The following is a 24073-nucleotide window of genomic DNA, read 5'->3' on the forward strand; positions in this document are numbered from 1 at the left end:
CCCTTTCTGGCCGTTTAGTTATGTATACGAGGTAGGAAAATGTTGACACTAAGCGGTGTAGGTAAGCGCTACCCAACCGGGGATCGGGCGCTTACGGATATTGAACTCACGCTGCCCAAAGGCCAAGTGATGGCGCTGATTGGGCCTTCTGGCGCGGGTAAAAGCACGCTAATACGCTGTGTGAACCGACTGGTTGAGCCTACCCAGGGTAGTATTCGCCTGGACGGCACGGAGCTGACCAAGCTCTCGGGGCATAAGCTGCGTCACGCCCGCCGCTCCATGGGGATGATTTTCCAAGAGTATGCGTTGGTAGACCGCCTAACCGTGATGGAGAACGTGCTCTCTGGTCAGCTTGGTTACGTGGGCTTTTGGCGTAGCTTCCTGCGCCGCTACCCCCAGGAGGCAGTGGTCGAAGCTTTCCGTCTGTTGGAGCGGGTAGGGCTGACGCATGCCATTGATAAGCGCGCCGATGCTCTATCCGGTGGTCAGCGTCAACGAGTGGGTATCGCCAGGGCGCTCCTGCAAAGTCCTAAGCTGTTGCTGGTTGACGAGCCGACCGCCAGCCTTGACCCGAAAACCTCCCGCCAAATCATGCGTTTGATTCGTGAGCTGTGCGCAGAGCGCGAACTGGCGGCGATCATCAATATTCACGACGTGGCGCTGGCCCAGCAGTTTGCTGACCGTATTGTCGGCCTGCGGGCGGGTGAAATCGTCTTTGATGGCCTTCCCAGCGAACTTACCAGCGAGATCCTTACCACGATTTACGGTGAAGAGGATTGGGACACCACGCCTGAACCAATGGACGATGAAGTCGGCAGTGAAGAGGCTACTAACACTGCTTCGATTAATCCCCCTTACGCACGTGTGATGTCGTCAATTGAAGCGGGAGCGGCACGATGAGCGAGCAGGTACGCCAGCAGGCGGCGCAGCGCGGCGAGTGGCGGCGACTCCCATTGATCGAGAGTCCTCGCTTGCGCTGGGGACTCGCCATCGGCGCGGTGGTGTATCTCTTTTTAGCGCTTGCCTCGGTTGAGGCGAACTGGGCGCGGGTGGCGGAAGGCGCGGGCCGGGCGGTTAATTTTTTAGGCGCCTTTATGCAGCCTGACTTTGTCAGTCGCTATGACGATATCGTCGCGGGTCTGCTGGAAAGTTTGACCATGACGCTCACCTCCACGGTATTGGGTGTGCTGCTGGCGATACCCGTAGGCTTAGGGGCAGCGCGGAATATTTCACCGCTACCAATCTACTTTGTGTGTCGTGCGATCATTGCCGTTTCCCGCACGTTTCAAGAGATCATCATCGCCATTCTGTTTGTGGTGATGTTCGGCTTCGGGCCCTTTGCGGGCATGATCACCCTGGCGTTCGCGACGATTGGTTTTATGGCCAAGCTGCTGGCGGAAGATATCGAGGACTTGGATTGGCGTCAGGTAGAAGCGGTGCGCGCCACGGGCGCCAGTTGGTGGCAAACCATGAACCACGCCGTACAGCCCCAAGTCATGCCCCGCTTGATAGGGCTGTCTATGTACCGCCTGGATATCAACTTCCGCGAGTCCTCGGTGATTGGCATTGTCGGCGCAGGCGGTATCGGCGCCACGCTGAACACCTCGCTGAGCCGCTATGAGTACGACACCTCCGCAGCAATTCTGCTGATCATCATCGCTATCGTGCTGCTGTGTGAATATAGCTCTAGCCACGTTCGCCGCTGGACCCAGTAACGCCTGGCCCCGGAATTATGGAGAACCGTTATGCCCGTATCTACTACATCTGAGGGTCAGCCGGTTTGGCGGCGGCGCACTACCCGTGCTCAATGGCTGCAGTACCTGGCTTGGCTGGCGGGTGTCAGCCTATTTCTGCTCTGCTGGAAGGTGATTTCCGACAACACCATGTGGGTGTTTGTGGAAGATGCCGGTCGCCAGGGGGCGGATCTGATCAGCCGCATGACCCCTCCCGAGTGGAGCTACGCCAATGTGCTTTGGAAGCCCATGTGGGACACCCTCAATATTGCCACTTTAGGTACCGCGTTAGGGATTATGATGGCGTTTCCGGTGGCATTTTTAGCTGCCCGCAACACTACGCCGCATCCGCTGGTGCGCAGTCTGGCGCTGATGGTGATCGTCTCATCGCGCTCCATTAACTCGCTGATTTGGGCGATGCTGCTGGTGACCATTCTTGGCCCCGGCGTGTTGGCGGGGATTATCGCCATTGCCCTGCGCTCCATCGGTTTTGTGGGCAAGCTGCTTTACGAGGCGATTGAAGAGATCCATCCCACACCCGTTGAGGCGATTAGCGCTACCGGTGCGAGCCGGCTGCAGGTAATGAACTATGGCGTACTGCCCCAGGTGATGCCGGCGTTTGCGGGAATTAGCGTCTACCGCTGGGACATTAATATTCGCGAGTCGACGGTATTAGGCTTGGTCGGCGCGGGCGGTATTGGCCTGCAGTTGAATGCCTCGATTAACAGCCTCGCCTGGGATCAGGTTAGCGTCATTTTTATTATGATTTTCGCCACCGTGCTGGTGTCGGAGTGGATTTCCGCGCGTGTGCGTCACGCGATTATCTGATCGACAAACTGCCTAGATCGGCGAGGTTACCCCTATGCGCTTTCCCGAAGCCGAGCAAACAACGATTGATTTACTGCGCCACGGTGAGCCGGTGGGCGGGCGTATGCTCCGCGGTTCTACCGACCATCCACTGAGCGAAACCGGCTGGCAGCAGGTGACCGATGCAGTGATGCGGCATACGGTCGACGGGCATTTGCCCTACGATGCGATCGTTACCTCGCCGTTAACGCGCTGCCGCGAATTTGCCCTATGGCTGGGTGAGGAGTTTGATGTGCCCGTTCAGGTGGAGGACGATTTCGCCGAGCTGCACTTGGGGCAGTGGGAGGGCAAAACCCACGCCCAGGTGTTTGCCGAAGAGGGCACTGAGCGAATGAGTGCGTTTTGGTTCGATCCTGCCACGGGATCTCCGCCCGGTGGCGAAACCCTGCAAGCCTTTGACGCGCGCTTGTCCGGGGCCTGGCAGCAGCTGTTAAGCAATCCGCCTGGCAAGCATGTGCTGGTGGTGGCGCATCTGTTTGTCTGCAATGGCCTGCTGCGCCAGGTGATTGAGCAGCCGCTTTCGCGGGTATTGGCAATGGATTTACCCTACGCGGCAATGAGCCGGGTGCGTCATGAACGCCATGCGCTGGGTGAAACCAGCTTTATCGAGTGGATTGGCCGTTAACCGTTGGCGGCTAGGCATGCTTTGCGCCATCATGAAGGCACGTTGGTTTATCGGAGCAGTTGCCCATGATATTGGTTCGCCTGTGGTCTCTACCTTGCGGCTTGGCACCCTCTGGAAGGTGGCTGCTTACCTGCCTATTAATACTGGTGCTAACGGGCTGCGCCAGTCGCGATCTTACCCCCATTGAGGCACCTCCTAACCGCGCAGGACTCTCTATGGAGCGTGCGCTGATTCTCTCCCATGCCCAGCAGGCGATTGGCACGCCGTATCGCTTTGGGGGAAATACGCCCGATGGTCTGGACTGCTCTGGGTTAGTGGAAATGACCTACCGGGCGGCGGGTATTCGCGTGCCGCGTACCGCTGATGAGCAGTTTCGCGCCTTGCCACAGGTGGAAGCCCCACGCCCTGGTGATCTGCTTTTCTTTGGTGACCGCCGCAAAGCTACTCATGTAGGGATTTATCGTGGCGACGGCCAAATGATTCATGCGCCTGGTAATGGCCGTGCCGTAGTGAGTGCGCCGTTAGAGGTCGATTACTGGCAGGCGCGCTTTTTGGGTGCCGCCAGTCCAGCGCCTTAACTTATTACCTCGTCAGCCGATAAGGTACTTTGCAGTGCAAAGTACCTTCGCCGTCATAGGGTGTTATTATGCTTAGCAATACTACTACCTTCATAATAATGACTCTATTGACCTAATAACGGCCCTATATAACAGCGAACCTATATAGCGACGGCTCTATAACAACGACGAGGAGAGCAAAGACGTATGTATGAATCCTTGAATTTATCGAAGGAACAGTCTTTGTCTCAACAGCACTCCCAGCCAACACCTTCACTGCTTCGCTCGAACGCGATGTCAACGGCATCCGTTAGCAATGCGGCGTCACCCGCGGAATCGGTATTTAGTTACGCCAATGAAGCGATCATTATTACCGACGCGGAAAATCGAGTGGTGGAGGTGAACCCCGCTTTTTGTGAGTTAACGGGGATTACGCAGGACGATGTACAGGGCAAAACGCCAGAAGCGTTCAGTATTTTACCGCTGGACGATAGCCGCACCACGCGATTGATGCGGAAAGAGCTGCAGCTGCGTGACCGTAGCAAAAGCCAGGTGAGCTACCGAAGCCACGATGGCCAGTTTTATCCGGGCATGATGTCGATTAACCGCGTGCGCAATGAGCAAGGCGAGATCGATCACCATGTGATTGTCCTCGCGGATCTTTCGGCCATTCCTGCCCATGCCCGCCACCTTAATCGAGAAGTCTACTTTGATGCACTCACGGGGCTACCCAACCTGCAGCTGCTAACGCAATTGATTCAAGAGTCTATGCAGCATGCAGACGCTAAGCAGCTTCCCTTGGCGGTGTGCTCGCTGGATATCGATTTCTTCAAAAATATTAATGATCGGCTGGGCTCCACCATGGGAGATGCACTGCTGTCTTCTTTTTCACAGCGGATAAGCCATCTATTGTTTGGCGATGATGTGTTGGCGCGGGTGGGGGGCGACGAGTTTGTGCTGTTACTCCATCATGGCGTAGACGACGATTTTTTCGAGAAGCTGTTAGCCTCTATTCGCCAACCGCTAGTGGTTGACGGGCAGAGTATTCACCTGACCGCAAGCTTAGGGGTGACGCTCTACCCGAATGATCACGTTCAGGGCGATGTGCTGTTACGGCATGCCAATCAGGCGATGTATCGCGCTAAGCAGCGGGGTCGAGATACTTTTCATTTGTTTGACCCTAACCATGACCGCTTGCTGCAGGTGCGACATGAGCAGCGTCAGCGTTTTATCGATGCGCTCAATAACCATGAGTTATGCCTTTATTATCAGCCCCAGGTCGATATGCGTAGTGGCAATGTGGTGGGCCTAGAGGCGCTGATTCGCTGGCAGCACCCTGAAGAGGGCCTGCTGGCGCCTGGGCAGTTTTTACCCATTATCGATAACACGCCGTTAGAAGTGGATCTTGGCGAATGGGTCATTGAACAGGCGTTGCGTCAGTTGACTGAATGGCATGCTCAAGGCATCGCGTTGCCAATCAATGTGAATATAAGCCCTACGCATCTGTTAGTGAGTAACTTTAGTCAACGTTTAGGCGAGCTATTGGCACGCCATCCCAATGTGCCGCCAGCGATGCTCAAACTCGAAGTGCTGGAGAGTGCGGCGATGCACGATATCCAGGCCGCACTGCAAAATATGGCGCACTGCCAGTCGCTGGGAGTCAGTTTTGCGATTGATGATTTTGGTACTGGGTTTTCTTCGTTAACCCACCTGCGACAGCTACCGGTCAGCCTGATCAAGATTGATCAGAGCTTTGTTCGCGATATGCTCAGCGATCAGGACGATATGGCGATTGTGGAGAGCGTTATTTACATGGCTAATCGCTTTAAGCGACCCATGCTGGCGGAAGGGGTAGAAACCTTAGACCATGCCAAAGCACTGATGGCGCTGGGATGCGACTTAGCTCAAGGGTATGGCATTGCACGACCAATGCCCGCCGAGGCATTACCTGCCTGGTTGGCGAATTGGCCTAGGCGTGAAGATTGGAACTCCCTCGCAGCGTCAGACAATTAAGCGGCTTGTTCCTCTGAAGGTTGCTCGTTAGCGGCTGATTCATCAGCAGAAGAAGTTGCCGCGGCGCCGTTGCTGCGGGCTTGCTCCATTTCACTGCGCTGCATGGACGCTTCGAGCTTGGCTTCCAACAGGTACTGACGCGCTTGGGCGGCCACTTGGTAATCTTTTGGTGAGGGATCCGCAGGCGCCATGGCGGCGGCGATCACGGTCTGCATTTTTTCGATAGTTGCTTGGGGGTCATTGGGCACCGGGCCATAATCTATCGACACCTCGCCTGCTACCGCATAGCGCTTGCCGTCGGGGCCAACCTCATACTCGTAGCTGGCGCCGCCAGTGTAAGCGCCGCCGGCTATTTGGTGAGCCATCTCGTGCTGGCGTACTTCGCGGTCGGACTGTTTAAGTTGATCTAAGTACTGAATCTCTTCCGGCGCCATGGGCGTGCCATCAGCCCGTTTGGGGCCAGCAGCGTCGCTGTTGTGCTCTTCGCTTGTGCTCGTAGCGTTGGGGTCATCACTAGACGCCGTATCTTCTTCAAATACACGGCTTTTTGCTGTTTGCTCAACCCGCGGTAACGTAACATTTGCGGCAGGGTACGCCCAGGCAGCGAGAGAAACGGTGCTAACGGAAGAAACGGCCATAGATAATTACCGACTAAGTACGAGTTGGGATACCATGAAGTATTAGCGAGCGATGCCGACAGTGCAAGTTTCCGCTGTGCGTTTCGCCGTTCTATGCCAACACTTTTCTAACACGATGCCAGCCCTACGCTAGTCCTATACCAGCCCTATGCAAACCATTGATGTGGTCATTAATCTTAACTACGACGAATGCCTAGCTCATTACGAGGGGCGCATTGCCAACGTGCGCACCCGAAGCGTGGATGGCCGTTGGGTGATATTTCCCGCCGAGGCAATTCGCCGAGTGGTGAATCGTGACGGCGTGCACGGTATCTATCGATTAAGTTTTTCTGAGCAGGGCCGATTTATTAGTATTAATCCTTTAACCGGACATTGAATTGCCTATGCACCACCATGGAACGCAAATCACTTTAAATGACCTCATTTATTCCATTATTCCCAATTTAAACAGTGCTGAAAAATTAATCTTCTCTACGCTGGACAGCTTGATTGAAGCCGCTACGAACCCCTTAGACATCCTTAAGCGCACCGATCAGCGGCAGGCATTTGGGCTGGAGGTGCATCGCATACGCCTTAACTTGGAGCACCTGCTGGGCCGTTACCGAACCGAGGTAGATGACGTGATACGCAGCGAGGGTGAGCATACCGGCCCGGTAGTAAAGCCCGACCCCCAAGAGGCTGATGCTATTCGCAGTGCTGTGGATATCTATCAACACATCTGCGCTTTTCAGCGCGGGGAGCGTCCTCACCCTGTGCCTGGGCGTTAATCCACGCTGCGTACACTGGCATTGCGTAACATTCACCCCATGGCATCAACATTGCTTGTATAATGTGGCAATTCGACTTTCAGGGTTACCCCCTTGAAAGCAAACAGCCTGCCTACCCGGCGCTGGCTGTGGACACATTAGGAGATATACCATGTCTGCCTCACCTGTCACATTGATGGTGGCTCGTCGCGTTGAGCACGGCCGCTACTCCGATTTTAATCGTTGGCTTAATGAAGGGCGTGAACTGGCGGCCGATTTTGCGGGCTACCTCGGCTCCGGCGTACTGGCGCCACCAGCTGACGACGATGAATACCAGATTATCTTCCGCTTTAGCAGCAGCGAAACCTTAGCCGCCTGGGAACACTCCGCCTCACGCCATGCGTGGTTGACGCGCGGTAAAGGTTTGTATGAGGCGCCTCATGAACACCGGGCTACCGGGCTGGATGCGTGGTTTCAAACAGGCACCAGTGCGCCGCCGCGCTGGAAGCAGGCCGTGGCCGTCTGGCTGGCTTTCTTTCCTATCTCGCTAATTTTTCAGTTTGTATTTGGCGGCGTACTGGCCGATTGGGCACTGCTGCCGCGAGTGGTGGTGAGCACCCTAATGCTGACACCAGTGATGGTGTTTGTGTTTATTCCGCTCTCCATGCGTTTACTAGCGCCCTGGCTGCAAGGCAAGTGGTCGCCGTTGGATTTACTGGCGCGTTGGCGCCACGCGCAGCGGTCATGATGCATCATTGTTAATAAGTGTTGTTTGCGCTTCCGTGGGGTTAAGCGCTGCGTTGATACTAACCTACGTTTATTGCGCCTATGATGATGGGCTTTATGGTACTAAGCTAAATGTGCCTATAGAAAAGGAAAATGTCGCCAGCGCAACGCTGGCGTACAATTCAGCCCCATGGAGTGTTTATGATCCACGTTCACCATCTGGAAAAGTCTCGTTCGCACCGCATACTGTGGCTACTTGAAGCCCTTGAACTGGACTACGAGTTGGTGGTTTACCAACGCGATGGCAAAACACAGCAAGCACCTGATTCGCTGAAAAAAATCCATCCGCTGGGTAAGTCTCCGGTGATTACCGATGGCGATCTAACAGTGGCTGAGTCAGGGGCGATTATTGATTACCTCGTACAGCGCTACGGGCAAGGACGCTGTCAGCCTTCGTCAGATGACATGCGTGCGTGGGTGGATTATCGCTACTGGTTGCACTATGCCGAAGGCTCATTAATGCCACTTCTGGTAATGCAGCTTGTGTTTAGCCAAATTCCCAAACAGTCACCTTGGGTGATTAAGCCGCTGGCTAAAGGGATTAGCGATACGGTAAGCAAGCGCTTCCTGGCGCCGCAGCTTAAACAGCACCTTAGCTTTATTAATCAACATCTGTCGGCACAGGGTAATTTTGCCGGGCCGTGGCCCAGTGGCGCTGATATTCAAATGAGTTTCCCGCTACAGGCGGTGGCCGCCGTACAGTCGTTGGAAAAATATCCTGCCATTGCCGCTTTTGTATCACGCATTGAGCAAGACGCCGCTTGGCAACGAGTGGTAGAGCGAGCGGGCCCGCTTACCATGCCTGGTCAGTGACCAGCCGCTATGGACTCTTTAGCCTCTGCTGCCGCTCTCCCGGCGGAGCTGCTGGGCAGCATTGACGACAACTTGGGGCGTTGGAGTATCGCCTTGCTGCTCGTTTTTCTCCTTTTGGCGCTGCTGGGCAACCTGTTGCTTAAGCGGCGTATGCAGCATGACCGGGCGCTACTACAGACCAATAAAGAGATGCTGGCGACTATCCTGGATAGCGTTGATGCGTTTATTTATATCAAATCCCCGACCTTAGAGTACCAATACGTTAATCGCCGTATTAGCGATCTATTTGGCCTATCCGCCGACAAAATTATCGGTAAGTGCGATGAGGCGTTTTTTGATGCCGGGAGCGCCGCTGAAATCAAGCAGGTTGATCGCAACGTATTGGCTTCGGGGAATAAAGTAACGGTGGAGGAGAGCAATGTCTTGCAAGGCGAAAGCCGGGTAAGAACGTTCTTATCGATTAAAATGCCGCTTGCCATGTCGCCCGGTGCGACCCCCTCCCTGTGCGGTATTTCGACCGAACTGACTGACTATCTCGAAATGCAGTCACGCACCCACTACCTGGCCTTCTATGACTCGCTAACAGGGCTGCCCAACCGGCGGCTGCTGATGGACTCACTAACTGCCGCTATTGAGCATGATGAGTGGGCCGCGTCCTACAGCGCGGTCTTGGTGATCGATCTGGATAATTTCCGCTTAGTGAATGATATTCAGGGCCATGAGAGTGGCGATCAGCTTTTGATTGGCGTTGCTGAACAACTACGCCAGCGGCTTGATTCAGAGGTAATGCTGGCGCGCTTTAGTAGTGATGAGTTTGTTGTGCTAATCAATAACCTGGGCGAGCAACAGACGAGCGCCGCGCTTAAAGCCGAGCGTGTGGGGCGCCAACTGCTGGACATCATTGCCCAAGTAAGAAACAGGTCCACGCTACCGATCAGTGCCAGCATTGGCATTTCGCTGTTTACAGGAGCGGGCGAACACAGCATGGATAGCGTGCTGCAACAGGCTGATATGGCGTTGCAGCAGGCGAAATACGCGGGCGGTAATACGCTGTGCTTTTTTAACAGCGAAATGCAGACCAGTGTATTGGAACGGGCGAGTTTAGAAGCCGATTTGCATCAGGCGCTCAAGCGCAACGAGCTGGCTCTGCATTACCAAGTGCAGGTCGACCATCAGGGCGTGACCACTGGCGTTGAGGCGTTGTTGCGCTGGTACCATCCCTTGCGTGGTTGGGTTTCCCCCGCGACGTTTATTCCGCTTGCGGAGGAGAATCGGTTGATTGTGCCTATCGGTCACTGGGTGCTGCGGTCAGCCTGCGAGCAGCTAGCGAAATGGTCGCGTCAACCGGCCTATGCGCCGTTAAGTATTTCCGTCAACGTGAGTTCAGTGCAGTTTCAGCAGCCGGAATTCGTGCGTGATGTCGAGGCACTGTTAGCAGAAACCCAGGCACCGCCGAGCCGCTTGGTGCTCGAAGTTACCGAGAGCCTGTTGATGCACGAGCCGGTTAGAGTGCGCAGTACAATGTTGAAATTGCGTGCTAAGGGGATTCGTTTTGCGCTGGATGACTTTGGTACTGGCTACTCATCACTTAGTTATCTGAAGCGCTTGCCGCTGGATGAGTTGAAAATCGATCAATCATTTATTCACGAACTGCTGACCGATAAGACAGACGCTGCGATTGTTGATACCACGATTCTTCTCGCGGTGAGTTTAGGCTTAACCGTGGTTGCGGAAGGGGTGGAGAGAAAAGAGCAGCTCGATTGGTTAAGAGGCCACGGCTGTTACCGTTACCAAGGCTATCTATTTGGTCGCCCGACGCCGATTGAGTATCTTTTTGAGAGCTATTAAGCGGTTATATAAAAAACCCCTCTTCAGCACGCTGAAAAGGGGTAAAGGTTAGCGTCTAGCTAGCTATCTATCTAGCTATCTGGCTTAGCTGAAAAGCGCAAAGCTATCGGCGTTAAGCCACATATGCACCAAAATACTGGCGATGTAGCCGAGCAGAATAACCGGCGACCAGCGTAGGTGGCCCATAAACGTATAGGAGCCCCTTGCCTGACCCATTACCGCCACGCCGGCCGCAGAGCCTATCGATAGCAAGCTGCCGCCAACGCCAGCGGTTAACGTAATCAGCAGCCATTGGCCATGGGACATATCCGGTTCCATGGTCAGCACTGCAAACATCACCGGAATGTTGTCCACCACGGCCGAAACAATGCCTAATACAATGTTAGCCGCGGTAGGGTTCCAGCCGGTATACAGTGCTTCTGACAGCAAGCCGAGATAGCCCATAAAACCAAGCCCGCCAACACACATAACGACCCCGTAGAAGAACAGCAAAGTGTCCCACTCGGCGCGCGCTACACGGTTGAAAACGTCGAACGGCACCACGCTACCCAATTGCTCAAGCTTCTTGTTGTCGCCGCGGCGGCTATAGCGCTCGCGCTTACGTTCCAACGAACGAGGCAGGCTGCGGCGCAGGTAGTAACCAAAGAACTGCAAGTAGCCCAGGCCGGTCATCATGCCTAATACCGGGGGTAGGTGGAGCACAACGTGGCACAATACGGCGGTAATGATCGTCAATAAAAACAGCAGCACAATACGCCGGGCGCCGCGCTTCATCCACACATCTTCATAAACGCTTTCGGGTTTTTCATCCTTGATAAACAGACTCATAATGGAGGCAGGAATCAGGAAGTTGACCAAGGCGGGGAAGAACAGAATGAAGAACTCCTGGAACTCGACCATGCCTGCTTGCCATACCATTAGGGTGGTAATGTCGCCAAACGGGCTAAACGCGCCCCCGGCGTTGGCGGCGACAACGATATTGATACAGGCCAGGTTAATATAGCGCTGGTTGCCTTCGGCCACCTTGGTCACCACCGCACACATCAGCAGCGCGGTAGTGAGGTTGTCGGCAATTGGCGACAGTACAAAAGCGAGACCGCCGGTCAGCCAAAATAGCGTCCGGTAGTTGAAGCCCTTGCGCAGCATCCAGGAACGCAACGCATCAAAGACCCGGCGCTCTTCCATGGCGTTGATGTAGGTCATGGCCACCAGCAAGAACAGCATCAGCTCGGTGAACTCCAAAAGCGTGACGCGGAAAGCGTACTCAGACGCTTCCGACATGCCGTTTTGGACATACACCCAGCCGATGAGGCTCCAGATAATGCCGGCCGCCACTAACACCGGTTTAGACTTACGCATGTGAATCTTTTCTTCCGCCATGACTAACGCATACGCCAGGACGAAAATCGCTACCGCGAAAAAGCCAACTGCAGAGGTGGTTAGATCTAATTCACCGGTCACTGCAAAAGCACTGGGACTTACGCCTAATAGTAAGGCCGCTAACAAAAAAAACCAGCGACGAGATAATCGTGGCTGGCAAGAGGGTTGGCACAACGTAGGCATGTGACGTTCTTCCTCAAGGTTAAGTTGTCAGGAGTAGTGTAAAAGCAGCCACATTTTATCAGCCTATATTGCGCCGCAATACCTTATTAAAACGAACGAAAGTAGTTCTTCTTAGGGTAATAGCATCTTTTTTTAGTAAATTAATCTTTTAGGTAATGGTAAATTTTTCAGTATTAGTTTTATAAAACGAATAATATTCGATTAAAAATTATACGATTGCCGAATAGCATTGTTAGAAAAGATTCATGTCTTATATCTGTTTTCGCTAATGTTTTGTTTTAAAAAACACCTCGTGAATATTGTCAGGGTGGTGTGCAGGTCGGTGGCAGAGAGTGCCCGGCTAAGTGCAGTCGTGATATGTTGAGGTGCGCCACGCTCTTAGCTTGGTCATGTAATGACTGGATAAGATAAAAACGAGGCCGATTAAAAACGGCCACTGGATACGTTAAGGAATATAACGATGCGCAACCCCTTTCGCTCCCTACGTCGCACGCTTGGCCTGTCGGTGGCTACGCTCGCCTTGGCAGGTACTGCTATCTCTGCCAGTGCTGAAACTCGTGTGACCTATAAATCGGCTTCCGCGGGCACCGCCTATTACCAGATGGGTGTAGAGCTCTCTGAAGCGATTCGCCAAGGTACCGATGACGCTATCATCCTTACCCTGGAAGAGAGCCAGGGCTCGGTACAGAACGTGATGGAAGTCATGGCTCGCCAAGGCAATTACGTATTTACCACGCCGCCTGCGTTAGTCGATCAGGCCATGGCCGGGGAGGGCGCCTTTGCCGAGCGTCAGAATCCGCGCTTTCAAGAAATTCGGGGGCTATTCCCGATTCCCTCAATCACCATGCACTTTGTGTTGGCGGGTGACGAAGGCGTGATCGATATTACCGCGCTGGAAGGCAAGCACCTATTGATTGGCCGCGGCACCTTTGGCGCCCGTGAAGCGGCTCGTTACCTGGAGCTGTTTGGCCTGGAAGAGAGTGTGAAAATTGCCGATGCGGCGATTGGCAGTGGCCCCGATGCGCTTAAAAACGGCCAGATTGATGGCTTTGTGACCGCCAGCTCCTTCCCCTCACCCAATGTGATTGAGACTGCGGCCAGCATGCCAGTGACCTTGGTTAGCCTGACTGACGAGCAAATCGAGCAGACCGGAGCGCCACGCCAAACGATCCCCGGCGGTACCTATCCCGGCGTGGATAAAGACGTTGAAACCACTTCGTTACCGGTGATCGCCTACACCACAACGTATATGGACGACGAGACCGCCTACACGCTGACCAAAACGTTTTGGGAGCGCCGCGACGCCATGGCCGAAGAGGCGGCGTGGTGGAGCAGCATTAGCCCTGATATGTTGGAAAACATGACCGGTACGCTTCACCCAGGCGCGCTGCGTTACTACGAGGAAGCGGGCATCGAGGTGCCTGACGCGCTGCGTTAGCCGTTTTCTTGCATCGACCAACTTACACTTCCCGCTGCCACGGTGCTTGCACTGTGGCAGTCCTGTATTGATGCTGTATTGATAGGCAACAAGGCATGCGTGTTCTTACCTCTTCTCAAGTGGCGACCCCTGTGGATGATCGCTCAGTAGCGCCTGGCTGGTTGGCGTTAGGCGCTGTCAGTGTAGTATTTCATCTTGGCTTGATTTTTTATGGTTTAACGCCTGCGCTGGTCAGCCGGCCGCTGCATATGGCGCTGCTGTTGCCATGGGTGCTGATTTATATGGCCAATACGCCCATGCAGCGAGTAAGCGGCTGGCTGCTAACGGTATTGGGTGTTGCAGCATGTGGCTATATCGCGTTTAACGAAGCTGCGCTAGCCAACCAGTACGGCTTTATTGATACCCATCTACAGATGGGCATTGGCCTGTTTTTGATGGCTTTAGCGCTTGAGGCGGCGCGCCGAGCCATTGGTTGGCCTCTGCCGTTGGTGGCCTTGCTGGCATTGATGTATGGCGCCTTTGGGCAGTATATTCCTGGCGCTTTTGGTCACCCTGGTCTGCCGCTGGCCAGCATGGTGGGCACGCTCACGATTGCCGAAGGTGGATTATGGGGGTCGCTAACGGGGGTAAGCGTTAGCGTGGTGGCTATTTTTGTGATTTTCGGCGCGGTGCTCAATGCGGGAGAGGCGGGCCAGGGCTTTATGAACTTGGCCAGTGCGGTGGCGGGGCGTCTCACCGGCGGGGCCGCTAAAGTGGCGGTGATTTCGTCGGCGCTGATGGGCTCTATCTCCGGCTCGGCGTCCGCTAACGTTGCCTCCACTGGGGCAATCACTATCCCCTCCATGGTGCGGCTGCGTTACCCCCGTTCGCTGGCTGGTGCGGTGGAAGCCGTTGCCTCCTCCGGCGGGCAAATTATGCCGCCGCTGATGGGCGCGGGGGCATTTGTGATGGTGGAACTGACCGGCACGCCCTATACACAAATCATGGCCGCGGCGATGCTTCCAGCGGTGCTGTACTTTTTAACTGTCTGGGTGGGTATTAATGCCTATGCGACCCGGCATGATCTAAAGCCCGTGGCCGAAAGCGAGCGCCCCGGCGTGAAAGAGGTAGTGATTACCTCGCTGTTTTTCGCCATCCCCTTCGTGCTGCTGTTAGAGCGTATTTTTAACGGCGGTTTTACGCCCCAGTACGCCGCCAGCATTGCGATTTTCGCGGGCATTGTGCTGCTGTTCTTTAACGTGACGCTGCGCTTTTCGCTTCCGGGTTTTGCCAGCCGCTTAGCCGACGCAGCGGTCACCGCTGGGCGTCAGATTGCCGTCATTGGCGCCATTATCCTGTGTGCCTCGCTGGTGGTCGGCGTGCTGTCGTTGACGGGGTTGGGCGTCAAGATTACCTCGGGCATTCTATCGCTCTCCAACGACATGCTCTGGCCAGCTTTGCTACTAACGGCGCTCGCCTGTTTGATTTTAGGTATGGAGGTGCCCACCACTGCCGCCTATGTGATTTGCGTCTCTGTTGCCGGGCCTGCCCTGACCTCGCTAGGTTTGGAACCGCTTTTGGCGCATCTGTTTGTATTCTGGTACGCGCTGCTCTCGACGATCACGCCGCCGGTGTGTGGCGGCGTGTTTATCGCTGCGGGCATGGTGGGGGAGAACTGGCTAAAAGTCGCATTCAAAGCCATGGCGTTAGGGATAGGGCTGTATATTATTCCCCTGGCCATGGTGGCCAACCCAGAGATGATCCAACTGGCCTTTAACCCTTCCGGCGCCTTGTTGGATGCGCTGAAAGTGGCGATTGGTTTAGGTGCGATCTCTTACGGGGTTATTGCGCGAAAAGCGCTGTGGCAGCGAGGCGCATTGATCGTGGGAGGCATTATTCTGATCTTTGTAGTTTAGCTCCTTGTTTAACCGTCAGCGTCCAGCCGTAGCGGCGAAGAGGCGGGTAGTGGGGTGGTGGCAAACATTACCCAGGTATCCAGCGCAGGCCCGAGGGACTGCACCAAGCGTAGTTGCTCGGGGGCTTGCCCTAGCACCTCTTCAGCGCATATGCCCGCCTCAAAACGGCCTGCGAGAAGTCCTTCTGCCACCGCCACTGTGGTGGGGGCGTCAATGATCTCTGCATAGGCCGTTAAGTCAGTGTAGTAGCGAGTTGCTGGTTGTAGCACTACCTGGGTGGGGCGAACAGAGGCGCGTTGGGCAATCAGCGCTAGTGGCTTGCTACCGGCAATAAACGTATCCACAGGGTAAGCGCAATGCATATAGCGGCCGACGCAGTCGCTATGGGCAAAGTGGGCGGTACACTGCAGCACATGGCTTACTTGGCCGTTGATCAGTGCTTGGAAGGCATCTTCAAAGCAGGTAAATAACGTAATGCTGCCTTCGCCTGAGCAGCGCATTTTGAGATAGCGCTTGGCAATCAGTTCATGGTTATTGCCACTAGGCCCCAAGGTTGCAATGTGCACGGTGATTTTCTCCACGCTAAATGATCAAGTCATCGAGCCAAAAGCGTTGGGGGCTTTTGGCTCATCGCAATCGACGATTAGATCATCTCAAAAGATCGTAAAGCTTAACGCTATATAAGCGGCATAGCCTGCGAGCAGTGCCGCGCCTTCCCAGCGCGACAGGCGCATACCGGTATACAAAAACAGCACCAGTACGCCCGCGGCTCCCAGCATTACCCACTGGTCAAACATGGCCACGCGTGGCGCAAGGGGCAACGGCTGTAAAAACGCGGAGATACCCAGAATGCCTAACAGGTTGAAAATATTGCTGCCCAGAATATTCCCGACGGCAACATCCGCATGACGGCGTAATGCGGCAATCACCGACACGGCCATCTCTGGCAGTGAGGTGCCTACGGCGACGATGGTTAAGCCAATCACCGCTTCGGAAATGCCCATAGCCTGGGCCAACCCAATGGCACCGTATAAGAGTAGCTGTGACCCGCCAATCAGCATGCCCAAACCAATCACTAGCGCTACGGCGATCATCCAGCCTGTGGTGGGGAGTTTGGTCATCTCCTCTGCTTCTGCAGCGTGCATTTCCGCTGCGGGAATGTGCTGACGGCTTTCACTTAAGTAGGCCCAAACAAGATAGCCGATGAGGCCCGCAATAAAAATTGCTGCATCGACGCGCCCCAGTGCTCCGCCGAATGAGAGCCCAATAAACAGCAGGCTGGCTAACACCACTACCAGGCCATCCCGGCGCAGTGCTAAAGGTTGAACCACCATCGGGCAAATAACCGCACACATGCCCAGGATTAATAAGATATTGCCGATATTGCTGCCCACAATGTTGCCAATCGCAATGTCAGGCTGCTGGTTAATCGCGGCATCAATCGAAACGACAAGCTCAGGAGCCGAGGTGCCAAAACCAACCACCACAAGCCCTGTTAGCAGTGGCGAAACCCCGACTCTTCGTGCGCCAGCCACCGCGCCGCGGATAAGCGACTCCCCGCCGAGGGTCAACAAGGCGATGCCCGCCAACAAACTAAGTCCATATAGCATGTTAAGTTCCCTTCTAAAGTGCTCGCCAGGCCGCGAATGAGGCGGTTTTTGCCGGGTAAGCCAAGCCTGCTAGGCGTTCGGATTAGTAGTGCCTAGCTCACTGGCAAGATTAAGACTATTTTGGGTAATTTGCGCGGTTTAAAAACCTCTATAAGAGGCAGAACAATAAATTAAAAAGCACAAAGGCTTTGACCTGCTGCTGCCTACGTGGCAGGATGTGCGCAGTTAGTAAGTTAGCAAGCAAGCATGGTTCCAGAAACATTCGAATTCTTTCGGTAGTCTGTAATTGTATTCCTTGTTCTACTCACTATTTATCTGGGTAATACCAGGATTTCTACAATTCGCGACTTGCGAAAAGGATTTAATATCATGGCAACTGGCACAGTTAAGTGGTTCAACGATTCTAAAGGCTTTGGCTTTATCGCTCCTTCTGACGGCAGTGATGACGTTTTTGCTCATTTTTCTGAAATTCAGTCTGATGGCTTCAAAACCCTTCCGGAAGGCGCTAACGTTTCTTTTGACGTTACCCAGGGTCAGAAAGGCCTTCAAGCTTCAAACATCAAGCTGCTTTCTTAATCCTAGCGATTATTTAAGTACTCGAACCGTTTAGGTTCGATGATGATCGGGCCCCGCTTAGGCGGGGCCCGATGCGTTCGTGCCTGCCAAAAAATACTTCCCTAAGCACAGCTGTATCCGCTATTAGATCAGCAAAAGCTCTACGATCAATTCCTTAGTTTTATAGGTGTTTATTCGCGTAATTCAAAAACGAGCTTGATTGATTGGTATGTTATATTGTATCTTTTTGGCGGCTTGTTGTACGAACAGCCAAAGGGAAACCGAATATGACAGCATTACCACTTAAGGCCGCCAGCGCGCTTGTATTGAGTGCACTGATATTGACGAGCGTTCAAGGCGTTAGCGCCAGTGATCATGACCATGAGCATGATCACGACCATACTCATAACGACCACGACCACGACCACGACCACGATAGCGATATCTATTCAGGCTATTTTGATGATGAGCAGGTTGAGGATCGTGCGCTTTCTGATTGGGAAGGCGATTGGCAGTCCGTTTATCCCTACCTAAAAGATGGCACGCTTGACGAAGTGTTTACGCAGAAGGCAGAAAGTGGCGATAAAACCGCCGAAGAGTACAAAGCCTATTATGATATCGGTTATCAAACGGGTGTCGAACGTATCGTTATCGATGGCAATAGCGTCACCTTCTATGAAAATGGTGAAGAGAAAGCAGGCGAATACCAATACGATGGCTATGAAATTCTAACTTACCAAGCAGGTAACCGAGGTGTACGGTTTATCTATGCGCTTGAAGAAGCCTCTGACGATTTGCCTCAGTATATCCAATTTAGCGACCACAGCATTTATCCCACTGATGCGCATCACTACCACCTCTACTGGGGTGATGATCGTGAAGCGCTGCTAGAAGAAGTGACGAACTGGCCTACCTATTATCCTTCTGAGCTAAGTGGCGATGAAATCGTCGATGAGATGCTGGCTCACTAATTAGTGGCGATAAATAATAGCTGCAACTTAATAGGTGGGTAAGAAACAAAGCGCTGGCAGAAATGCTGGCGCTTTGCTTTTTATGGGTTAAATGAAATGTTGTGTCTGAAAATTAGGCCTAAGCTTACATGTGTGTGGTGCTACCAAAAAACGTGAGAGGGACGCTGACTATGCGCTTGTTCAAATTCTTTCTGGTCGCCGGGCTTTTGGTTACAAGTGGCTATGCCATGGCTAGCGCGGCGTGTGATAACGCGAATACGCAAACAGAACTAAACCAGTGCACGGCAATGTCGTACCAAACGGCCGATGACAAGCTGAACGAGGCTTACCAAGCGCTGGTGGGCAAGCTGGCAAGTAATCCAGGCTCGCTTGAAAAACTTAGAGCGGCGCAGCGGGCCTGGATTGGCTTTCGTGATGGCGAGTGTGCGTATGAAAGTAGCGCGGTAGAGGGCGGAAGCGCACAGCCTATGGTGCGTAATGGGTGCCTTAAAGTACTCACAGAACAGCGCACGGAGAGATTGCGTGAGCATGCTAGCTGCGAAGAAGGGGATTTGAGCTGTCCGCGCTAAAAGGCGTTCTTTTGAGGACAGGTGGAGTGCGACAGACACAAAAAAAGCACCCGTAGGTGCTTGATTTGTATAGTAAAGTGGTGGAGGCGGCGGGAATTGAACCCGCGTCCGCCAGCACGCGCCTATTGGCTCTACATGCTTAGATTTCGTCATTTGATTTAACGCGACTGACTCCGACGATCAGGATTCAGCTACGCGAGCCTTCTAAAGTTTAACGATTGGCGAGAAGACACCACCAACCGCGGTCCTATCAGCTTTAGCTCGTATCCCCTCAGTGATGAATAGGCACATCACCTTGGGGCCAGACAAGAAGCTAACAGTGTTTAAGCTGCTAGCGCGCCTTGAGCGTAGTTTTCGTCATTTGCGACTATTTTTCGTGATGTGGGATTTACGAGATACATCACGCTCTCGGCATGCACCGCAAGGGTTGTCACCGGCGTCGAAACCATGTCGCCCCCTTATTACAAGTGAGCATTCTAACGTGCTCACTGCCAATTGACCAGTTAAGCCTTGGTATGTTCCCGCATGATTCTGCCTTTTTGACGGTTCCAGTCACGATCTTTTTCAGTGGCACGTTTATCATGCAACTGCTTGCCCGTTACCAGTGCCAGCTCGCATTTTACTTTATTGCGCTTCCAGTAAAGTTTAAGGGGCACGCAGGTGTGGCCTTTGTCCTGGGTGATCGAAAAGATTTTAGCGATCTCTTTGCGATGCAGCAGCAGTTTGCGGGTACGTGTAGGGTCAGCAATCTCATGGGTGCTCGCGGTATTCAGCGGCATGATATGACTACCCAGCAGAAACGCTTCGCCGTTGCGAACCAAAATATAGGTGTCGGTGAGCTGGGCTTTACCGGCGCGCAGGCTCTTAACTTCCCAGCCAGCGAGTGATAGCCCTGCCTCGAAGGTCTCATCGATATGGTACTCAAACCGTGCCTTCTTATTTTGGGCAATAACGCTGCTACCGGGGCCCTTACTGTTACCTTTCTTAGTGGCCATGGAACCTCATAATTAATCTGTCAGTGGCATCCCCTTCGTTATTTGGGGAGGCGTGATACCATTTAGGGTCTGAAAAATATTTCCCATGATACGCTTTGGGCACTGTGAAGTCAGCGGAGAGGTCAATGCCAACCGTCAATCGTTCCGCCTTAGTGCGGCACACCCCCCAGAAAATGTTCGATCTGGTTAACGACTTCGAGCGCTACCCGGAGTTTTTGCCAGGCTGCCGTCAGGCGCGTTTGCTTGAACACGATGATGTGCATCTGATCGGCGAAATGACCCTTGGGCGCGCCGGTGTCGAGCAAACGATCACCACGCGTAACGAACTTTTTGCGCCTGAGCGTATTGAGCTGTCGTTGGTAAAAGGGCCATTCAAACGGCTTAAAGGTCGCTGGCTATTTATCCCCATGGGAGATGGTGCCTGCAAAGTGAGCCTTGAGATGGAATTTGAGTTCGCCAATCGTCTGCTTGGCATGGCGTTCGGAAAACTCTTTCAGCAAATCGCCGGCCAGCTAGTCGATGCCTTCACCAAGCGCGCTAACGAGCTGTATGGGCGCTGAAACGCTGGCCGTTGAGGTCGCCTATGCGCTTCCATCTAAACAGCGCATAGTGGCTCTTCGAGTGCCTGACGGCACTACTGCGCGCCAAGCCGTTGCCTTGGCCGATTTACCCACGCTGTTTCCTGATGTGCCTGGAGATACGTTTGCTCAGGCACCGTTGGGTATCTTCGGTAAGGCGATACGCAACCCCGATACCCAGTTATTGCGCGATGGGGATCGGGTAGAAGTCTATCGGCCATTGGCGATTGACCCCAAGGCCGCTCGCCTGGAGCGCGCTAAGCGCCAAGCGAGCGACCAGGAGCGATAACGCGTTAAGGCTGTTGAACGGGCTGTACGTTCGATGGCGGCCGCGTTTGGGTGCTCTCTTCAGGTAGCGCATCCATTGGATCAACGCCTTCCGTTGCGGGGCCCATGCTGCTTTCGGCTTCGAGCGGCAGCGCCTTGGATAAATCGCCCTCTTGCTCAATGTTCGCTAAGCGCCCTTGAGGATCGAAGGTGAGCGTTACGCGGCGCTGTTCTACGTCGCCGTACGCCTTATCTAAACGAAACACATAATCCCACTGGCTGGCGTCAAAGGGTGCTTCGAGCAACGGCCTACCCATCACATAAGTAACCTGCTCTTGGGTCATTCCTGGTTGAAGCTGGCTAACCATCTCCTGAGTGACCAGGTTGCCTTGGGGAATATCGCGCTTATAAACGCCGACGTAACTACAGCCACTAACAACGGTCAGGGCGACGGAGAGTGTGATGATTCGAGTCAATTTTTGCATTTGGGCCTATTCTTCACTATCGTGGTTTCGGTTGATCATACCCGACCTAACCAGTTACTGCGAAGAGCGACCATGGCCGATCAGAACCATGAATTGCGCAAAGCCGGTCTGAAAGTGACCCTGCCGCGCGTCAAGATACTTCAAATTCTCGAAAATGTTTCGGGTCAGCACCACCTTAGCGCGGAAGAAGTGTACAAAACACTGATTGATGCGGGCGAAGATGTTGGCTTGGCAACCGTATACCGCGTATTGACTCAGTTTGAGTCAGCGGGCTTGGTAATTCGTCATAATTTCGACGGAGGCCATGCGGTATTCGAGATGACCCAAGAGGATCACCATGACCACATGGTGTGCCTTGAAAGCGGTGAAATCATTGAGTTCGTTGATGAAATCATTGAGCGTCGTCAGCAAGAAATCGCTGAGGAGCACGGCTACGAACTAGTAGATCATGCTCTGGTGCTATATGTGCGTCCGCGCGGTTCAGACGTGACGCGCCAAGACAGCGGGCCGACGAACAAGAAATAGCGTTCGTAGGTCGCCGTTAATCGCGGTCAGAAATGTGAGCGCCCCTGATCTACTGGATCGAATTCGAAATTTATTGAATTCACCAAGTAGATCAGGGGCGTTTGTTTTGCTACGTACAGATGTGCTGAATAGAGATGCAGCAAAATGGCGTAAGGCGCCCGTTCAATCAGTGTGGCGGGCGTTGGCTGGCGTGCAGCATCTCCCGTGCGTGGGCGAGCGTTTGGTCAGAAAGCGTCACACCGCCTAGCATGCGTGCTAGTTCGCTGATGCGCCCCTGCTCGTCGAGTAGTGCCATCTGGGTTAGCGTTGTATCGCGCTTCGCCTGTTTCTCGATATGTAGGTGCTGGTGCGCCTGTGCTGCCACCTGGGGTAGATGAGTCACAGTCATTACTTGGCCGTTTTCGCCCAGTTTGCGCAGTAGTTGGCCGACGATCTCAGCGGTGGCCCCCGAAATGCCCACATCCACTTCGTCAAACACTAGGCTAGGCACCGTTGAGTGCTTCGCCGCGACCACTTGAATCGCCAGACTAATCCGCGATAATTCGCCGCCGGAAGCGACTTTGGTCAATGGGCGAGCGGGCTGGCCGGGGTTGGCACTAATCAGAAACTGCACACGATCAAGGCCGTCAGGGGAGGGTGCGTCTTTGGCGGTGACCTCCACTTCAAAACGAGCTTTGCCCATGGCCAAAAAGCCTAACTGCTGCTGCACCTCTTTGCCCAAGCGAAGCGCGGCTTTTTGACGGCTCTCGCTGAGTTTTTTCGCCTCTTGGCGGTAGTCTTCGCGTAGCTCAACTACCCGTGCACTGAGTGCCTCCAAGTCATTGCCACCCTCTTCTAACTGTGCGACTTCCCGCTGTAGGTCCGCATGCAGGGCGCATAGCTCTTCAGGGGCAACGTGGTGCTTGCGGGCAATCCGATGCACGTCAGTCATTCGCTCTTCAACCCAGGCGAGCCGCTCAGGGTCTAATTCGGTGGTGCTGGCCAAGCGATTAAGTTCGCTGGAAGCCTCTTCCACTTGAATGCGCGCATCGCTCAACATGGCAAGCGTGTTTGCCAGGGTGCCTTTGTCACTACCCGGCAGCGCGCTTAAGTGAGCGAACGCTTGGTTGAGTAAAGAGAGCGCGCCGCCCTCGTCGCTGGCGCAGCAGTCGGCGGCAAACTGGGTTTCGCGCAGGGTCTCTTCCGCGTGAGCCAGGGTGTGCTGCTCCTCTTCTAGCGTGGCTAATTCACCTTCCGCTAAACCGAGCTGATCCAGCTCTTCAACCTGGTAATGCAGCAACTGCCGTTTGGCCTCTACCTCACTGCCTTCTTCGCTCAGCTTTTTTAACTGCCGACGCGCATTGCGCCACTCGCGGAAGGTTTCGGCTAATTGAGTGGTGGCATCGTTGAGGCCCGCGTAATCGTCCAGTAGAGCAAGGTGGGTCTCTTCACGCATCAGCGCATGGTGGGCGTGCTGACCATGAATCTGGATCAACTGTTCGCCCAGGGATTTTAGATCCGAGATCGTCGCGGGGTGGCCGTTAATCCACGCTTTGGAGCGACCGTTGGCAGTGACGACACGGCGCAGCAAGCACTCTTCGGCAGGCAGTTCACGAGCCGTTAGCCACTCGACGGCGGCGGGCAGGTGCTGAATATCGAAACGTGCGGAGAGATCCGTACGCTCGCGGCCATGACGCACGCTTCCGGCGTCGGCACGCTCGCCCAGGCAGAGCCCAAGGGCGCCTAACAGGATCGATTTGCCCGCCCCGGTTTCCCCGGTAATCGCGGTCATACCGCCGGTCAAGTCGAGTTCTAAGTGATCGACAATGGCGAAATCTTGAATAGCTAGCTGAGTAAGCATGGCGCCTCCTGGGGCGGTACAGCATAGAAGCTGGATACTTATCCAATAGTTGTTGATTTATACAGTAGTTAATAACTCACTTCAATGCACCTCTTGAGATGGAATTTATGGCCCCCATATAGCCTGCATGATCAGTTAAAGCTAGTGACTTAAAGC

26 protein-coding genes and 1 other RNA gene are annotated in these 24073 nt (G+C 54.0%); 19 read left to right on the forward strand and 8 right to left on the reverse strand.

Going from position 1 to position 24073, the window contains the following annotated elements; genetic code table 11:
- Positions 1-39 precede the first annotated feature (39 nt).
- The 6 genes from phnC (at position 40) to QHL1GM_RS14360 (ending at position 5795) form a co-directional block, all read left to right on the forward strand.
- Positions 40-900, forward strand: a complete 861-nt coding sequence (gene phnC, locus QHL1GM_RS14335) for a phosphonate ABC transporter ATP-binding protein (protein WP_071695067.1) — start codon at positions 40-42, stop codon at positions 898-900.
- Complete coding sequence (gene phnE / locus QHL1GM_RS14340; RefSeq protein ID WP_071695068.1) at positions 897-1715, forward strand: phosphonate ABC transporter, permease protein PhnE; 819 nt, start codon at positions 897-899, stop codon at positions 1713-1715. Before phnC ends, phnE (QHL1GM_RS14340) begins: the two co-directional genes overlap by 4 nt.
- Before the next feature lie 30 nt (positions 1716-1745).
- On the forward strand, positions 1746-2561 hold the full coding sequence (phnE, locus tag QHL1GM_RS14345) for a phosphonate ABC transporter, permease protein PhnE (protein ID WP_071695069.1): 816 nt from the start codon (positions 1746-1748) through the stop codon (positions 2559-2561).
- A gap of 34 nt (positions 2562-2595) precedes the next feature.
- Positions 2596-3225: a histidine phosphatase family protein gene (locus tag QHL1GM_RS14350; protein WP_071695070.1), complete on the forward strand. Its 630-nt coding sequence runs from the start codon at positions 2596-2598 to the stop codon at positions 3223-3225.
- 65 nt (positions 3226-3290) lie between these two features.
- Positions 3291-3803, forward strand: coding sequence for a C40 family peptidase (locus tag QHL1GM_RS14355; protein ID WP_071695071.1), 513 nt, complete (start codon positions 3291-3293; stop codon positions 3801-3803).
- A gap of 273 nt (positions 3804-4076) precedes the next feature.
- Positions 4077-5795 carry a bifunctional diguanylate cyclase/phosphodiesterase gene (locus tag QHL1GM_RS14360; protein ID WP_071696013.1) on the forward strand — a complete coding sequence of 573 codons (1719 nt, stop codon included), beginning with the start codon at positions 4077-4079 and terminating at the stop codon, positions 5793-5795.
- Here QHL1GM_RS14360 and QHL1GM_RS14365 read toward each other — a convergent pair.
- Positions 5792-6433 (reverse strand): putative metalloprotease CJM1_0395 family protein, encoded by a 642-nt coding sequence (locus tag QHL1GM_RS14365; RefSeq protein ID WP_071695072.1) that lies wholly within the window; start codon positions 6431-6433, stop codon positions 5792-5794. The two genes, QHL1GM_RS14360 and QHL1GM_RS14365, sit on opposite strands and share 4 nt — an antisense overlap.
- A 148-nt stretch (positions 6434-6581) precedes the next feature.
- Here QHL1GM_RS14365 and QHL1GM_RS14370 point away from each other — a divergent pair, with 148 nt between their 5' ends.
- The 5 genes from QHL1GM_RS14370 (at position 6582) to QHL1GM_RS14390 (ending at position 10626) form a co-directional block, all read left to right on the forward strand.
- Positions 6582-6809, forward strand: a complete 228-nt coding sequence (locus tag QHL1GM_RS14370; RefSeq protein WP_007111867.1) for a DUF2835 family protein — start codon at positions 6582-6584, stop codon at positions 6807-6809.
- 7 nt (positions 6810-6816) lie between these two features.
- Positions 6817-7200, forward strand: a complete 384-nt coding sequence (locus QHL1GM_RS14375; RefSeq protein WP_071695073.1) for a hypothetical protein — start codon at positions 6817-6819, stop codon at positions 7198-7200.
- Positions 7201-7351: 151 nt separating this feature from the next.
- Positions 7352-7927, forward strand: coding sequence for an antibiotic biosynthesis monooxygenase (locus QHL1GM_RS14380; protein WP_071695074.1), 576 nt, complete (start codon positions 7352-7354; stop codon positions 7925-7927).
- Positions 7928-8106: 179 nt separating this feature from the next.
- Positions 8107-8778, forward strand: coding sequence for a glutathione S-transferase (locus QHL1GM_RS14385; protein ID WP_071695075.1), 672 nt, complete (start codon positions 8107-8109; stop codon positions 8776-8778).
- Positions 8779-8787: 9 nt separating this feature from the next.
- On the forward strand, positions 8788-10626 hold the full coding sequence (locus QHL1GM_RS14390; RefSeq protein WP_071695076.1) for a bifunctional diguanylate cyclase/phosphodiesterase: 1839 nt from the start codon (positions 8788-8790) through the stop codon (positions 10624-10626).
- A gap of 84 nt (positions 10627-10710) precedes the next feature.
- On the opposite strand, the gene nhaD is transcribed toward QHL1GM_RS14390, so the two are convergent.
- Entirely contained in the window at positions 10711-12189 is a 1479-nt protein-coding gene (gene nhaD / locus QHL1GM_RS14395) for a sodium:proton antiporter NhaD (RefSeq protein WP_071695077.1), read from the reverse strand.
- Positions 12190-12649: 460 nt separating this feature from the next.
- On the opposite strand from nhaD, the gene QHL1GM_RS14400 reads away from it, so the two are divergent.
- Both QHL1GM_RS14400 and QHL1GM_RS14405 read left to right on the forward strand, forming a co-directional pair.
- Positions 12650-13627, forward strand: a complete 978-nt coding sequence (locus tag QHL1GM_RS14400; protein WP_071695078.1) for a TAXI family TRAP transporter solute-binding subunit — start codon at positions 12650-12652, stop codon at positions 13625-13627.
- Positions 13628-13722: 95 nt separating this feature from the next.
- Entirely contained in the window at positions 13723-15522 is a 1800-nt protein-coding gene (locus QHL1GM_RS14405; protein WP_071695079.1) for a TRAP transporter fused permease subunit, read from the forward strand.
- Between the two features lie 8 nt (positions 15523-15530).
- Here QHL1GM_RS14405 and QHL1GM_RS14410 read toward each other — a convergent pair whose 3' ends face one another.
- Both QHL1GM_RS14410 and QHL1GM_RS14415 read right to left on the reverse strand, forming a co-directional pair.
- The gene (locus tag QHL1GM_RS14410) at positions 15531-16088 is read right to left on the reverse strand and encodes a hypothetical protein (protein ID WP_071695080.1); all 558 of its coding nucleotides are present in this window, start codon (positions 16086-16088) and stop codon (positions 15531-15533) included.
- Positions 16089-16175: 87 nt separating this feature from the next.
- The gene (locus QHL1GM_RS14415; protein ID WP_071695081.1) at positions 16176-17132 is read right to left on the reverse strand and encodes a calcium/sodium antiporter; all 957 of its coding nucleotides are present in this window, start codon (positions 17130-17132) and stop codon (positions 16176-16178) included.
- Positions 17133-17501: 369 nt separating this feature from the next.
- Between QHL1GM_RS14415 and QHL1GM_RS14420 the strand changes: the two genes are divergently transcribed.
- From QHL1GM_RS14420 to QHL1GM_RS14430, 3 genes are all read left to right on the forward strand, one after another.
- Positions 17502-17708, forward strand: coding sequence for a cold-shock protein (locus tag QHL1GM_RS14420; RefSeq protein WP_007111857.1), 207 nt, complete (start codon positions 17502-17504; stop codon positions 17706-17708).
- Positions 17709-17974: 266 nt separating this feature from the next.
- Complete coding sequence (locus QHL1GM_RS14425; protein ID WP_071695082.1) at positions 17975-18658, forward strand: metal-binding protein ZinT; 684 nt, start codon at positions 17975-17977, stop codon at positions 18656-18658.
- A gap of 170 nt (positions 18659-18828) precedes the next feature.
- The gene (locus tag QHL1GM_RS14430) at positions 18829-19227 is read left to right on the forward strand and encodes a lysozyme inhibitor LprI family protein (protein WP_083571039.1); all 399 of its coding nucleotides are present in this window, start codon (positions 18829-18831) and stop codon (positions 19225-19227) included.
- Positions 19228-19305: 78 nt separating this feature from the next.
- Here QHL1GM_RS14430 and ssrA read toward each other — a convergent pair.
- Positions 19306-19685, reverse strand: a transfer-messenger RNA (tmRNA) gene (gene ssrA / locus QHL1GM_RS14435).
- A gap of 45 nt (positions 19686-19730) precedes the next feature.
- On the reverse strand, positions 19731-20222 hold the full coding sequence (gene smpB, locus QHL1GM_RS14440) for an SsrA-binding protein SmpB (protein ID WP_071695083.1): 492 nt from the start codon (positions 20220-20222) through the stop codon (positions 19731-19733).
- 125 nt (positions 20223-20347) lie between these two features.
- On the opposite strand from smpB, the gene QHL1GM_RS14445 reads away from it, so the two are divergent.
- Complete coding sequence (locus tag QHL1GM_RS14445) at positions 20348-20782, forward strand: type II toxin-antitoxin system RatA family toxin (protein ID WP_071695084.1); 435 nt, start codon at positions 20348-20350, stop codon at positions 20780-20782.
- Positions 20772-21089: an RnfH family protein gene (locus QHL1GM_RS14450; protein WP_071695085.1), complete on the forward strand. Its 318-nt coding sequence runs from the start codon at positions 20772-20774 to the stop codon at positions 21087-21089. Before QHL1GM_RS14445 ends, QHL1GM_RS14450 begins: the two co-directional genes overlap by 11 nt.
- Before the next feature lie 4 nt (positions 21090-21093).
- On the opposite strand, the gene bamE is transcribed toward QHL1GM_RS14450, so the two are convergent.
- On the reverse strand, positions 21094-21552 hold the full coding sequence (bamE, locus tag QHL1GM_RS14455) for an outer membrane protein assembly factor BamE (protein ID WP_071695086.1): 459 nt from the start codon (positions 21550-21552) through the stop codon (positions 21094-21096).
- 72 nt (positions 21553-21624) lie between these two features.
- Between bamE and fur the strand changes: the two genes are divergently transcribed.
- A complete protein-coding gene (gene fur, locus QHL1GM_RS14460; protein WP_007111850.1) occupies positions 21625-22077 on the forward strand; it encodes a ferric iron uptake transcriptional regulator in 453 nt (150 codons plus the stop codon).
- Positions 22078-22243: 166 nt separating this feature from the next.
- On the opposite strand, the gene recN is transcribed toward fur, so the two are convergent.
- Positions 22244-23917, reverse strand: a complete 1674-nt coding sequence (gene recN / locus QHL1GM_RS14465; RefSeq protein WP_071695087.1) for a DNA repair protein RecN — start codon at positions 23915-23917, stop codon at positions 22244-22246.
- Positions 23918-24073: the final 156 nt, after the last annotated feature.

This window comes from Halomonas sp. QHL1, from assembly GCF_001882345.1.
Lineage (GTDB): Bacteria > Pseudomonadota > Gammaproteobacteria > Pseudomonadales > Halomonadaceae > Vreelandella.

What these genes read in the sequence shown, in the direction of transcription:
- QHL1GM_RS14405 (WP_071695079.1), top strand. Translation starts at nt 13,723, where the DNA reads ATGCGTGTTCTTACCTCTTCTCAAGTGGCGACCCCTGTGGATGATCGC.
- QHL1GM_RS14415 (WP_071695081.1), bottom strand. Translation starts at nt 17,132, where the DNA reads ATGCTATATGGACTTAGTTTGTTGGCGGGCATCGCCTTGTTGACCCTC.
- phnE (WP_071695069.1), top strand. Translation starts at nt 1,746, where the DNA reads ATGCCCGTATCTACTACATCTGAGGGTCAGCCGGTTTGGCGGCGGCGC.
- QHL1GM_RS14360 (WP_071696013.1), top strand. Translation starts at nt 4,077, where the DNA reads ATGTCAACGGCATCCGTTAGCAATGCGGCGTCACCCGCGGAATCGGTA.
- phnC (WP_071695067.1), top strand. Translation starts at nt 40, where the DNA reads ATGTTGACACTAAGCGGTGTAGGTAAGCGCTACCCAACCGGGGATCGG.
- QHL1GM_RS14390 (WP_071695076.1), top strand. Translation starts at nt 8,788, where the DNA reads ATGGACTCTTTAGCCTCTGCTGCCGCTCTCCCGGCGGAGCTGCTGGGC.
- bamE (WP_071695086.1), bottom strand. Translation starts at nt 21,552, where the DNA reads ATGCAAAAATTGACTCGAATCATCACACTCTCCGTCGCCCTGACCGTT.
- phnE (WP_071695068.1), top strand. Translation starts at nt 897, where the DNA reads ATGAGCGAGCAGGTACGCCAGCAGGCGGCGCAGCGCGGCGAGTGGCGG.
- QHL1GM_RS14365 (WP_071695072.1), bottom strand. Translation starts at nt 6,433, where the DNA reads ATGGCCGTTTCTTCCGTTAGCACCGTTTCTCTCGCTGCCTGGGCGTAC.
- QHL1GM_RS14450 (WP_071695085.1), top strand. Translation starts at nt 20,772, where the DNA reads ATGGGCGCTGAAACGCTGGCCGTTGAGGTCGCCTATGCGCTTCCATCT.
- recN (WP_071695087.1), bottom strand. Translation starts at nt 23,917, where the DNA reads ATGCTTACTCAGCTAGCTATTCAAGATTTCGCCATTGTCGATCACTTA.
- QHL1GM_RS14425 (WP_071695082.1), top strand. Translation starts at nt 17,975, where the DNA reads ATGACAGCATTACCACTTAAGGCCGCCAGCGCGCTTGTATTGAGTGCA.
- smpB (WP_071695083.1), bottom strand. Translation starts at nt 20,222, where the DNA reads ATGGCCACTAAGAAAGGTAACAGTAAGGGCCCCGGTAGCAGCGTTATT.
- QHL1GM_RS14355 (WP_071695071.1), top strand. Translation starts at nt 3,291, where the DNA reads ATGATATTGGTTCGCCTGTGGTCTCTACCTTGCGGCTTGGCACCCTCT.
- nhaD (WP_071695077.1), bottom strand. Translation starts at nt 12,189, where the DNA reads ATGCCTACGTTGTGCCAACCCTCTTGCCAGCCACGATTATCTCGTCGC.
- QHL1GM_RS14385 (WP_071695075.1), top strand. Translation starts at nt 8,107, where the DNA reads ATGATCCACGTTCACCATCTGGAAAAGTCTCGTTCGCACCGCATACTG.
- QHL1GM_RS14430 (WP_083571039.1), top strand. Translation starts at nt 18,829, where the DNA reads ATGCGCTTGTTCAAATTCTTTCTGGTCGCCGGGCTTTTGGTTACAAGT.
- QHL1GM_RS14420 (WP_007111857.1), top strand. Translation starts at nt 17,502, where the DNA reads ATGGCAACTGGCACAGTTAAGTGGTTCAACGATTCTAAAGGCTTTGGC.
- QHL1GM_RS14350 (WP_071695070.1), top strand. Translation starts at nt 2,596, where the DNA reads ATGCGCTTTCCCGAAGCCGAGCAAACAACGATTGATTTACTGCGCCAC.
- fur (WP_007111850.1), top strand. Translation starts at nt 21,625, where the DNA reads ATGGCCGATCAGAACCATGAATTGCGCAAAGCCGGTCTGAAAGTGACC.
- QHL1GM_RS14370 (WP_007111867.1), top strand. Translation starts at nt 6,582, where the DNA reads ATGCAAACCATTGATGTGGTCATTAATCTTAACTACGACGAATGCCTA.
- QHL1GM_RS14375 (WP_071695073.1), top strand. Translation starts at nt 6,817, where the DNA reads ATGCACCACCATGGAACGCAAATCACTTTAAATGACCTCATTTATTCC.
- QHL1GM_RS14445 (WP_071695084.1), top strand. Translation starts at nt 20,348, where the DNA reads ATGCCAACCGTCAATCGTTCCGCCTTAGTGCGGCACACCCCCCAGAAA.
- QHL1GM_RS14380 (WP_071695074.1), top strand. Translation starts at nt 7,352, where the DNA reads ATGTCTGCCTCACCTGTCACATTGATGGTGGCTCGTCGCGTTGAGCAC.
- QHL1GM_RS14400 (WP_071695078.1), top strand. Translation starts at nt 12,650, where the DNA reads ATGCGCAACCCCTTTCGCTCCCTACGTCGCACGCTTGGCCTGTCGGTG.